Consider the following 12,316-nt stretch of genomic DNA (forward strand, 5'->3'; position numbering starts at 1 on the left):
AGGAGAGCACAGTGAAGGAAATTCTTTCGATGACAGCACTGGAAATGGCGCAGGCGATCCATGCCAAAGAGCTTTCCAGCCCCGAGGCCACACAGGCGGTGCTGGATGCTATAAAGGCAAAAGACAGCTCCATCGGTGCCTATAGGGCAGTGATGGAGGAACAGGCTATACAGCGTGCCCGGCAGGTGCAGGAACAGATTGAAAAAGGCGAGAGCCTTTCCCCGCTGGCCGGTGTGCCGGTGGCGGTGAAGGATAACATATCCACCCAAGGGGTTGCCACCACCTGTTCCTCCCGTATGCTGGAAAACTATAAGCCTATCTACAACGCGGGCGTGGTGGAAAAATTAGAGCAGGCGGGGGCTGTTATTGTCGGCAAGCTGAACATGGATGAGTTTGCCATGGGCGGCTCCTGTGAGACCTCCTTCTTCGGGCCCACCCGCAACCCATGGAACACCGACTGTGTTCCCGGCGGCTCCTCCGGCGGTGCGGCAGCGGCTGTGGCGGCCAGAGAGGCGGTTTATACCCTTGGCAGCGATACCGGCGGTTCCATCCGCCAGCCCTGCTCCTTCTGCGGTACCACCGGCATCAAGCCTACCTACGGCAGTGTTTCCCGGTATGGCCTCATTGCCTATGCTTCCTCGCTGGATCAGATCGGCCCCATCGGCCGTGATGTAAAGGACTGCGCCGCCGCCCTTTCAGTGATCTCCGGCCACGATAAACGGGATAGCACCTCCATTATCCAAAAGCCCTTTGATTTTTCACAGGCCTGCGGCAGCATAAAGGGCATGTGCATCGCCCTGCCTCGTGAATATTTTGCCGACGGCGTTGACCCCGATGTGGCAAAATCCGTGCTGGATGCGGCCAAAACCTTTGAGCGTCTGGGCGCTGTGGTGGAGGAGTGCAGTATCCGCCTTTCGGAATACGCAGTCCCCGCCTATTACATTATTGCCTGTGCCGAGGCCAGTTCCAACCTTTCCCGGTATGACGGCATCAAATACGGCTTCCGGGCAGAGGGTGAGCTGAATCTGGCGGAGCTTTACACCAAATCCCGCACACAGGGCTTTGGCCCCGAGGTTCGGCGGCGCATTATGCTGGGCTCCTTTGTGCTTTCCTCCGGTTACTTTGATGCTTACTACAAAAAAGCACTCAAGGTGCGGGGGCTGATCAAGCAGGAGCTGGATGGCCTGCTGGAAAAATACGACATGATTTTGGCTCCGGTTGCTCCTACAACCGCTTACCCCATCGGCCAGAATATTGATGATCCCCTGAAAATGTACATGGGCGATATATTCACCGTTTCGGTAAACTTGGCGGGCATCCCCTCTGTGGCACTGCCCTGCGGCTTTGATGGGGCAGGGATGCCGGTGGGCATGCAGTTGATCGGCAAAGCCTTTTCGGAGCCCACACTGGTCAAGGCAGGTATCGCTTGGCAGGAGGCTACGGATTTTCACACCAAAGCCCCTGAAAGGAGTGACGGATAATGACAGCATATGAAATTGTAGTGGGTCTGGAAGTGCACGTTGAGCTTGCCACGGCCTCCAAAATATTCTGCGGATGCACCACCGAGTTTGGCGGCGACCCGAACACCCATGTGTGCCCGGTCTGTACCGGTATGCCCGGTGTATTGCCGGTGCTCAACAAAAAGGTGCTGGAATTTGCCATACGGGTCGGCCTTGCGCTGGATTGCGCCATCACCCGGTACGGCAAGTTTGACCGTAAAAACTATTTTTACCCCGATCTTCCCAAGGCTTACCAGACCTCCCAGCTGTTTTTGCCCATCTGCACCGAGGGCTTTCTGGATATTGCAACCGAGAGCGGTTCCAAGCGCATTGGCATCCATGAAATCCACATGGAGGAGGATGCAGGCAAGCTGATTCACGACCCGTGGGAAGACTGCACTCACATCGATTACAACCGCTGCGGCGTGCCGCTGATTGAGATTGTTTCCGAGCCGGATTTCCGCAGTGGGGAAGAAGTTGTGGCTTATCTGGAGCGGCTGCGGGAGCTTCTGCTTTACATCGGTGTTTCCGACTGCAAAATGCAGGAGGGCTCCATGCGGGCGGATATCAACCTTTCGGTGCGCCCTGTGGGTTCCCAGCAGCTGGGCACCCGCACCGAGATGAAAAACATGAACTCCCTTAAAATGATTCAGCGGGCGGTAGAATGCGAAGCCCAGCGCCAGATTGAGCTGATTGAAGCAGGCGGCAAGGTGGTGCAGGAAACCCGCCGCTGGGATGATAACAAGGACAGCAGCTTTGCCATGCGCTCCAAGGAAAATGCGCAGGATTACCGCTATTTCCCTGAGCCCGATCTTCTGCCTATGAGCATATCCGAGGAATGGATTGCCGAAATTGCCCGGGAAATGCCGGAGTTCGCCCACCAGAAGCGGGAGCGTTTTATTTCTCAGTTTGAGATCAGCGATTACGATGCCCAAATGATCACCTCCGAAAAGCCTCTGTGTGATCTTTTTGAGCGTCTGGTGCAGGAAACCAGCCAGCCCAAGGAATCCGCCAACTTGATTATCGGCGAGATCATGCGCCTGCTCAACAAAACAGGCCAAACCGCCGAGGAGCTGCGCATTGATCCTCTCAAGCTGGCCAAGGCCATGGAGGCGGTGCTGGGCGGTTTCATCAACCGCAACGGTTATAAAGAAGTGATTGAGGCTGTTTTCACCACCGATGCTGACCCGCTGGTCTATATCCAGCAAAAAGGTCTGGCCATGATCGGCGATGAAGAACAGATTAAAACCGCTGTTATGCAGGCTTTGGAGCTAAACCCCAAATCGGTGGAGGATTATGCCGCAGGCAAAGAAAAAGCCTTTGGCTTTTTGGTGGGCCAGATTATGCGTGTTTTAAAAGGAAAGGCAGACCCCCAAATTGTCAACCGAATCCTCAAAGAAATGCTTCCCTGATTCGCTTATTAAACGGACTGCGGTATAAAATAAAAACGAATCCAATAAACAGGAACAGGATGCCCTCAGTTTTGAGAGTATCCTGTTCCTGTTTTAGGTATATATTAGAAAAAGTAGAGGGGGGCTAGATTTATTCGGCCGACATTGCGGCACTGAGAGCAATGGCAAGGTATTTTTCTTCGGCTGTAGCACCACGGGAAGTGAGTATAATGGGGCAGCTGGCACCCATAACAACTCCGGCCATTTTGGCGCCAAAGGTGCATGTCAGCATTTTACCCATAATGTTGCCGGCATGAATGTTGGGTGCAACCAGAATATCAACATCGCCTGCGGTTTCTCCTTTATAGCCCTTGGCTTTGGCTATTTCTGCACTAACAGCACAGTCATAAGAGATGGGGCCATCCACTATGCAGTTTTCAATTTCGCCGCGGCGGTTCATTTGGGCAAGTGCATCCGCTTCAACCGTCTCGGGCATTTTGGGGTTAATTGTTTCTACACAAGCAAGAACACCCACCTTAGGGCATGTATAGCCCAGGCGCAAAAAGGCTTCAACTGTGTTATCGATGATCAGCTTTTTTTGCTCAAGGGTAGGATAAGGAACCATTCCTCCATCCACAGCTGCAAGCAGCTTGTGATAGCCTTTTGTTTCAAATACGGAAAAAAGGGAAAGCAGGGGGGATTTTGCCAGCCCATTTTCCTTATTTACAACCGCTTTCAGGAAAGCACCAGTATCAATAAAGCCTTTCATGAGAAAATCGGCTTTGCCTTGCTTGATCAGGCTCACCGCTATAACCGCTGCGGATGCGGTATCGGAATCATAAATATCCGATTCATCGATGGTCTCGCCCATATGCGAAAGTATTTCAAGAATTTTTTTCTTATCCCCAACAAGCAGCGGAAGCGCAATTTGTTCTCTGCGAGCACGCAGAACAGCTTCAAGGGTATGCTCGTCAGCAGCGGCGGCAACGGCCATCCGCTTAGGGCTGGTGGAGCCTTTTGTTTTTTCCACAATCTGATCAAAACTTGTGTAAACCATTTGTCTCATACCTTTCTAAGCGATCGTAAAGATATGCGCTTTCTCTTTACCCTCAAGGACACGCAATCCCCCAAGGGCCAATGCCTCCATTTCGTTCTCGCCCGGATAGGCGAGCACCGGCGCAATAAAGGAGACCCGCTTGGTTATGGCATCAAAGATATATTCGGAATTGGCAATTCCGCCGGTCAGGATAATGGCCTCCACATCGCCATTGGCGGTGGGTGCAAGCTTAGCAATGTTCTTGGCAATGTTCAGCACAAGAGCATCGTATACCAGCTTCACTTTCTCATCGCCTTCTTCAATGCGGTGTTCCACTTCTCTGGTATCGGTTGTGCCAAAGTATGCCTTTATGCCTGCCTGGCTCTTGACCAGCTTCATCATGGATTCCTGTGTATGCTCGCCAGAAAAGGCGAGGCGTATCACATCAAACATGGGCAGGCCGCCGGCACGTTCCGGTGAAAAGGGGCCTTCTTCATCGCTGATCATGTCGATGATTCTGCCCTTGTGGTGCAGGCTGAGGGTGATTCCGCCGCCAAGGTGGGCAACAATCAGGGAACAATCGTTATAATGCTTGCCGTGCTTTTCGGCATAACGCATAGCCATAGCACGCATGTTCAGATTGTGCCCAAGGCCCTTACGGCTCATTTCGGGCATACCGGTAATTTTAGCAACGGGTAAAAGCTCATCCACAGTCACGCCGTCATAAATATAAGCAGGTATGTTCCTTTCCACACTGATGGCCCGTGCAATGACCGCCCCCAGATTGGATGCATGCACATTGTAGGTGGTGCGCATATATTCAACCATTGCTTCGTTGACCTCATATGCTCCGGCTTTGATGGGCGGGAGCATGCCGCCGCGTGAAATAACGGCGGTAAGGGTGTTGATGTCGACCGCATATTTTTCAAGGGTCTGATAAATCAGACCACGCCTGAATTCATACTGATCGGTTACCTTAGCAAAGCAGGAGAGATCATCGGTTCTATGCTCAATATTTTCAACAAATATAAGCTTGGTATCTTCATAGACAGCAATCTTAGTGGAAGTTGAACCCGGATTGAGGATAAGCATTTTTTGCATTGTTTGTCCTCCTATTCCACAGCCGCCATACCAGCCGCGAATGCTTTTTTATTGAGCTCAACAAACTTGGGCTTCATGCAGGCGGCAATGGCGTTATCCCAATAGAGGGCTTCCAGACCCATTAGTTTGACTAGAGCGCCCAGCATAACAATGTTCATGCTTTTTTCATTGCCCAGTTCCAACGCGATTGCGCTGGCATCGACCACCTTGGTTTTGACCGCAGCGTCCACCCGATCCAATATATCCATAGGGTATTCCTGCTTACCTGATAAGGTGGTGGCAGTGGGGATCATGCAGCTGTTGACTACGGCGACACCCTGAGGGCGCAGCTGATAAAGGTAGCGCATGGTTTCCATTGCTTCGAAAGAAACAAGAATATCTGCACTGCCTTTGCCAATGATGGGGGAGTAAACCTTTTTACCGAAACGCACTTGCGTGACAACGCTTCCCCCACGCTGGGACATACCGTGTATTTCACTCATTTTAACATCGTAGCCGCTCTCAACAAGCGCATAGGATAGAATCTTGCTGGCCAGTATGGTTCCTTGGCCGCCAACACCGCAAAGCAGGATATTTTTGTTTTCGCACATATTAGTTTTCCTCCCTTGCAATGGCGTTTTTCGGACAAACCTGGGTGCAAATATCACAGCCAAGGCATTGTGCCGGGTTTATGCGGACCTTCTTTTCATCTTTGTAATACTCCAGTGCGGGGCAGCCGGTTTTTATGCACAGGCGGCAGCCGATGCACTTATCCTGATCCACACAGTTTTTCTTATCCCGGGGGCCAAATTCCTCAATATCAGGTGCTGTGAGCCGTTTAAGGGCACAGGGCCAGCGGGTAACAATAAGAGCCGGTTCATCAAAGCCCATGCCCCATTTAAGCGCATCTGCGCATTCTTTAAGGTTCAGGGGATTGATCACCTTTATATGCTTCATGCCAAGAGCTTTGGCAACCTCTGCAACGCTGGTGACATTGCTTTCCTCGCCGGCAAGGGTCAGGCCGCTGCCTGGGTTTTCCTGGTGACCGGTCATACCCGTGATACGGTTATCCACAATGGTCAAAAGCACGTTGCTGTTGTTGTAGATGGCTTCCAGCATACTGGTCATGCCAGAGTGGAAGAAGGTGGAGTCTCCCATAATACCCAAGCAGCGCTTGCCTGTATCACCCATGTTAAATACCTTCTGGGCGCCATGAGCAACAGAAAAACCACCGCCCATGCATATAGCAATGTCTTTGGGTGCCAAGCCGTAGCAGCCGATGTCACTGGTTACCACAACATTTTTAAGCTTTTCAACCTCATGGAAGAACCCACGGTGGGGGCATCCTGCACAGAGCAGGGGAGGACGGGCTGCCACAACCGAATCGTCGTGTTCGATAACAGGGTTGGATTGGCCCAAAAGCGAAAGCCGAAGAATATCTGGATCCAGCTCGCCGACAATGGGGATTTTATCTTTACCGGTGCAGGGGATGCCCATGGCCTTAATGGCATCTTCCATAAAGGGATCCAACTCTTCTATAACCAGAAGGGTCTCAACCTCAGCGGCAAATTCACGAATTTTTTTACCCGGCAGGGGGAAGGTGAAGCCAAGCTTCAGATAAGAAGCAGAATCGCCGTAGACTTCCTGTGCATACTGATAAGCTGCGCCTGCGCAGACAATACCAAGCTTTCTGTCGCTGCCCCACTGAATAAAGTTAATGGGGGTATTGTTGGAGAATTCCTCTAAATCTTTAAGCCTCTGCTCAACCTTGACATGAAGATGTTTCGAGATGGCAGGCACAGGGTTGAATTTATCTTTTTTTACATAGGGAACAAGCGGAACTTCGACACGCTCGCCAGGCTCCACAAGACTCTTGGAATGGCACACACGGGTTGTCATGCGCACCATCATAGGTGTATCGTATTTTTCGCTCAGCTCGTAAGCCAGCTTGATCATATCCAGCGATTCCTGAGAATCGGAAGGCTCAAGCATGCCCAGCTTTGCTGCACGTGCATAGTGGCGGTTATCCTGTTCATCCTGAGATGAATGCAGGCCCGGGTCATCGGCGGAGATCAGCACGAGGCCTCCGTTAATGCCGGTATAGCTCAATGTAAAGAGCGGATCGGCGGCAACGTTTACACCAACATGCTTCATGGATGCAAGTGCACGTCCACCTGCAAAGGATGCTCCGATAGCCGCTTCCAAGGCTACTTTTTCATTGGGAGCCCATTCGGAATAAACCTCTTTATAGGCGGTCATGTTCTCAAGTATCTCTGTGCTTGGCGTCCCCGGATAAGCAGATGCAAAACGAACCCCTGCCTCCCAAGCTCCTCGGGTGATCGCTTCGTTTCCCGTTAATAGCTGCTTCAAAAAAACACCTCCGTAAGTTTAGTGGCACATCCTGCATCCATCGCATTCCGGCTTCCCATAGGGGCACGAAAAATCACATTTGGGCTGCTCCTGATGGGATTCACCCTCCGGTGTTTGGAATTGTTCTGTTTGATTGGTTTGGGTAGCAAAATAGTTATCCATTCTCTTTAACAACCTCCCCAAAATGCAGCTGACTGCATTTCTTTTGTAGTTGGATCGATCTAAAACCGCAGCGTGGTTTTAAACAGCGGCAGGATGCCGCTAACCGCTATAGGCGGCTATACTGGTATCATACTCATAGACACGCCGCGCGTGTTTGAGGGCAGGGCCCCAGCTTCAAAACTCCATTTTCGTTTTGGGGCTGTATGAGTATACAATTACAGGGCCGCTTTCATCTACTGCGCAGTATCTTTCGATTCATCCTGCATAAACGAAAGCGGCCATATTGTCTTTATAACTATGGAATCAGATTATCTGGGCAGATACTGGCCCTGTTCTCTGAGAATATCCTGAAGCTTCTTGACATTTACATCACGAACCTTCACGCCCTCTTGCAGAGCGATTGCAGCGGCAACACCGGCAGCCTGACCCAGTGTGGAGCAATGGGGAACAAGGTTGGACCAGTCATTTGCAAAGCGTGTGGAAGAGAAAGAACGGCCTGCGATGAGCAGGTTATCGATCTTCTGGGGAACGATAACACCATAGGGAACCTCTGTGGGGCTCTGGGAGACGCCGAAGTTAAAGGGAGGAACCACAGAAACAACATCATCGTAATGGTTGGGCTCTTTGATATCCGCATCGGAAAGGGTCTGAATGCCGTGGATACGTCTGCTTCCACGTGTACCGGTCTGCGGAGCAATGTCGATCAGGTGTGCATTCTCAAAGCCGGGCAGGTTTTCCTTCATGTATTCGATCGCCTGGAACATGGTGCGGCGAACGCTCATATCTGTCTCGGTCAAATCCTTAACATCGAGGCAGTATTTGGGAATCCAGTTGTTGATCCAGCACTGGTCGTTTCTGGGGAAGGAATGGGGAGACATGCGGAACCCGACCATCTCCATCAGCTTAACGCTGTGCTTTTTATACCATTCATCGGGATTGGCTGCTTTCCACTTGGCGTATTTATCAAAATCCAATCCGCCAAGACGATAAACGCCTGCTGTGTTGGCGTTTCTCAGGTTCAGATCCCGATCATCGTCATATGTACCGCCTGCAAAAGCAAGGATATCAGCATCGCCTGTACCGTCGATAACGATTTTAGCCATAATGGCTTTGCGGCCTTCTTTGCTCTCGATGATGACGCCCTTGATTTCATCGCCGTCCATAACGGCACCAACGCCCCAGCAGTGCAGGTAGGTTGTGATCGCTTTTTCTTCTTCAACCATCTCATCCAGCACAACCTTGAGCATGTCGGGATCAAGATAGCTGCCATAGTTGACATTGTTGTTAACAGCAAAGCCCCAGTGGCCGTCATATTTATGCATCACTTCAGGATCGGTGCTGCCGGCCTGCTCCGGTCTGGGACCGAAAGCGCCTTTGTCAAGCTTCTCCATCCGGTCAATCCATTCCTGCTGAAGTCCTTTGACCATAACCTGATCGTTGAAAGAGAGGTGAGGAATCAGCACAACAAAACCGCCGGAAACCATGCCTCCCAGATGATTATAGCGCTCTACGAGCACAATCTTTTTGGCGCCTGCTCTTGCGGCCGCAATAGCAGCGGAATGTCCTCCGGGACCAGAGCCGATGACAAGCACATCGGCCTCATCAAATACCGGAATTTCTCTGGAGGGTTCAAGAATTGTTTTCATGATTACAAAGCTTCCTTTCATTGTTGCAAAATTGTTGGCCGGCATTTATTTAGAAAAAAGATTTCTTCCAAAGCTGCCTTTATGAAGCACTTCTAAACCAAATTTATTATCCATAACGATATTATAAAATTTTTTACTATTTTTCAAGGCGCAATATACATAAAAAATCGATATTAAAATATTGAATATAACCAAAATATAATATTTGAAGAAATTATTAAGAGTATGTTAATAATTTAACCAAAAATTAGTTGATAAATTTATACATTTTTTTATTGAGAAAACCTTTGACTTTTGGAATGTTATATATTATCATCAAATCGTATTATCCAACCTTTTATAATATTCGATTGAATTATTCGGCAAAAGGTTTTCTGGCTCGATGTATGTGTGCGTTTTTATAACAGTGTGCACACTTCTTATGGCAACCATTTATTATCCATATTATCCAAATCAAATTGATTGAGGGGTGTTATTTATGGGACAATCCAATTCGTCTCAGCCAGCCGAACAGATCGAGCTCTCCGGTAAAAGAAAAGCACTGTGCGTTCTTGCAATACTAATCTGCGGTTTCGCTTATTGGAGCACGCGCTACAAAGCAAACGCATTGCTGCCGATTATTGCAGGTGATCTGGATGGCATGACCTACTATTCTTGGGCGCCTATGATGTTCTCACTCACCGGTGCTATCGCCGCACCGTTCTGGGGCAAAATGGGCGATATTTACGGCAAGCGCAATATTCTTTTGATTCTGTTGGGCCTTATGGTGGGCGGTGAACTGCTCTGCGTTATAGCCCCAAACATTTTTGTGTTTATTGCCGGTTACGCAATAAACGGCTTTGGCGGCGGTGCTATGCAAGGTACATATATGGCTCTGCTGGGCCAGCTTTTTGCGCCGACAGAACGTGGTAAAGTTGGCGGCACAATACTTTCAATCATGAGCATTGTTTCGCTTACCCTTCCCACAATTGCCGCCGTTATTGCAGAATCATGGACATGGCGGTATGTGTTTGTTCTCACTGGCATAATCTTTTTAATTGCTTTTTTGTTTGTGGCATTCACTGTGCCCAACGTTAAAAAGGAAAATATCAATGTCCGCATTGATGTTATCGGCTTGATTACCCTGACCATTGCTGTCTCCAACTTCCTGCTGGGCCTCTCCTGGGCCGGTTCCAAGTTCGCTTGGACATCCCCCACGATCATCATTATGCTTGTTGTTTCGGCTGTATTCTTTGTGATATTCTTCAAGCATGAGTCCAAAATCCCCGAATATGCCATTGTTTCCACCAAGCTTCTCAAGAACAAGAGCTTTCTTATGTGCGGGTTGATTTCGGTCTTTATGACCTTTGGTCTGACCGGTGTTTCCACCTACCTTTCCCTCTTCATGCAGGGTGTTCAGGGTATTGGTGCAACAATCTTCTCCACCATCAGCATTCCTGCAAGCTTTGTGGGTATCTTCATGGGTGCATTTGCTGGTTTCCTTATGGACAAAACAAAGCATTATAAATGGATGCTGACACTTGCTACATCGGTTACAGTGCTTGTCATGGTTTTCTTTGGCCTGATGCCTGTTTCTGTTCCGATTATTGCAATTGTTGTGGCAAGAATTGTTTACAATGTTGGCGGTGGTTCCTGGATGCCTTCCATCAACACACTGAGCGCCATGGCCTATGTTGATCCGGATGATTATGGCGTTGGCAACGGAACACTCTATTTCTTTGCTTCTTTGGGCAATGCGTTGTCTCCCGCCCTTCTCGGCTCTGTAATCAATTCCTCCTACACCAAAAATATTGCCAAATACACCGTCGATCTTAGCTTGAATGCCGATCAGACAAAGCTTGTTTCTACATCACGTGCACTGGTAAATAACGCAACAATGCAAAAGCTGGCAGAATCCTTCACCGATTCAGCCGCCTATGAGGCAACTGTTACAGCGGTCAAGACCGCTTTGCAAATGTCTTTGCGCAGTGTATTCTTCACCGCAGCTGCTCTTATTTTTATTGGCGTTGTAGCATCACTTATCCTTAAGGAGATTCCGCTGGATCAGGTGAAATACTCCACCACAATGAAAAAGAAATAAGTAAGCCTGACTGCAAATTGTATATTTCCTCCCCTTTATTTTATATGTGTTGGTTGAGAGGACCCCATTTATGTGGAGTCCTCTCACTTTTTTCGATATAATTAGGCAGCATTTTTACTAGACAGCCATGCTTGACATTAGATGGTTTAGATAATAGAATAAAAATATTACCAATTAGCACCAATGCCTGCTTTTTGATCCTGTCAAGCCTATGCCATAGAAAAAATCAAGATACAAGGCTCACTCGCAACCATATTATGGATAAATATTTGGTCGTAAAGGATGTGTGAAAGTATGCCCATCAGCAAAAAGAAAATTGTTTCCAAGATCGGTCAAGGTGAAAGCGATAAGCTTTTTCAGCGGGTTATGGAAACACTGGATAATAACTCATCAATCAATGCACAGGTTAGTTTCTGGCAAAACGAACTGATGATTTTGCATGGAACCAACTATATGAGTTACCGCATGATGCGCTTTATGCGCAAGCACCCACAGGGTGTGGAACCCTCTGTAATAGCGGATTATCTTGCCAGTTCACGCCAGACAATAACCAATATGGCAGATGAGCTTGAGAGCAAGGAGTTTATTATTCGGCAATCTCACCCTACCGATCGCCGCAGAATCCTTCTTATCCTTGCAGAAAAGGGGCAGGAGCTGACCGATTTGCTGGTAAAGGAAATGGATTGCATACAAAGGCGTGTTTTTAAAAATTTTACCCCTGCCGAAATGGAAATGTATTTGGATATACGGCTGAGAATCATACGTTATTTTGAAAACGAAATTAAAAATATCTACCAGTCCCATCAATAAAAGCGGGGCTTGCAGATGCAATTGGCTGGTGAGTTCAGCCTTTTTAATATTCCGCCGCGGCCGTTTTGACCGATTTTCGGAATGCTACCGAGTCAACCGGGGTGTCCTGCTGCAACTCAGTTAATAGTTTTTTGATTTAGACAACAAAAAAGAGGTTATGTTTTTCAGCTACGAAAAACATAACCTCTTTGCTATTTGATGCGTTTGTTAACTTTTAGGGCGTATATAAAGTGCAGGTTTTT

General features: G+C 48.7%; 10 protein-coding genes. 4 read left to right on the forward strand and 6 right to left on the reverse strand.

From position 1 onward, the window contains the following. The first annotated feature begins 11 nt into the window (after positions 1–11). Complete coding sequence (gene gatA, locus U6B65_11375; GenBank protein WRS26923.1) at positions 12–1,481, forward strand: Asp-tRNA(Asn)/Glu-tRNA(Gln) amidotransferase subunit GatA; 1,470 nt, start codon at positions 12–14, stop codon at positions 1,479–1,481. Further along, positions 1,478–2,911 (forward strand): Asp-tRNA(Asn)/Glu-tRNA(Gln) amidotransferase subunit GatB, encoded by a 1,434-nt coding sequence (gatB, locus tag U6B65_11380; GenBank protein WRS28948.1) that lies wholly within the window; start codon positions 1,478–1,480, stop codon positions 2,909–2,911. Before gatA ends, gatB begins: the two co-directional genes overlap by 4 nt. 130 nt (positions 2,912–3,041) lie before the next feature. On the opposite strand, the gene U6B65_11385 is transcribed toward gatB, so the two are convergent. The 6 genes from U6B65_11385 to U6B65_11410 form a co-directional block, all read right to left on the reverse strand. Further along, positions 3,042–3,947, reverse strand: a complete 906-nt coding sequence (locus U6B65_11385) for a phosphate acyltransferase (GenBank protein WRS26924.1) — start codon at positions 3,945–3,947, stop codon at positions 3,042–3,044. 15 nt (positions 3,948–3,962) lie between these two features. Beyond that, on the reverse strand, positions 3,963–5,027 hold the full coding sequence (gene buk / locus U6B65_11390) for a butyrate kinase (GenBank protein ID WRS26925.1): 1,065 nt from the start codon (positions 5,025–5,027) through the stop codon (positions 3,963–3,965). An 11-nt stretch (positions 5,028–5,038) separates the two neighbouring features. After that, positions 5,039–5,617: an indolepyruvate oxidoreductase subunit beta gene (locus U6B65_11395; protein ID WRS26926.1), complete on the reverse strand. Its 579-nt coding sequence runs from the start codon at positions 5,615–5,617 to the stop codon at positions 5,039–5,041. A gap of 1 nt (position 5,618) precedes the next feature. Then, positions 5,619–7,376, reverse strand: a complete 1,758-nt coding sequence (iorA, locus tag U6B65_11400; protein ID WRS26927.1) for an indolepyruvate ferredoxin oxidoreductase subunit alpha — start codon at positions 7,374–7,376, stop codon at positions 5,619–5,621. Positions 7,377–7,394: 18 nt separating this feature from the next. Further along, positions 7,395–7,538, reverse strand: a complete 144-nt coding sequence (locus U6B65_11405; protein ID WRS26928.1) for a hypothetical protein — start codon at positions 7,536–7,538, stop codon at positions 7,395–7,397. A gap of 308 nt (positions 7,539–7,846) precedes the next feature. Then, entirely contained in the window at positions 7,847–9,184 is a 1,338-nt protein-coding gene (locus tag U6B65_11410) for an FAD-dependent oxidoreductase (GenBank protein WRS26929.1), read from the reverse strand. A 478-nt stretch (positions 9,185–9,662) separates the two neighbouring features. On the opposite strand from U6B65_11410, the gene U6B65_11415 reads away from it, so the two are divergent. Then, positions 9,663–11,264 (forward strand): MFS transporter, encoded by a 1,602-nt coding sequence (locus U6B65_11415; protein WRS26930.1) that lies wholly within the window; start codon positions 9,663–9,665, stop codon positions 11,262–11,264. A gap of 294 nt (positions 11,265–11,558) precedes the next feature. After that, entirely contained in the window at positions 11,559–12,074 is a 516-nt protein-coding gene (locus U6B65_11420; GenBank protein ID WRS26931.1) for a MarR family transcriptional regulator, read from the forward strand. The last annotated feature ends 242 nt before the right edge of the window (positions 12,075–12,316 follow it).

This window comes from Oscillospiraceae bacterium MB08-C2-2, assembly GCA_035621215.1.
In the GTDB taxonomy this organism is placed as follows: domain Bacteria; phylum Bacillota; class Clostridia; order Oscillospirales; family Ruminococcaceae; genus WRAV01.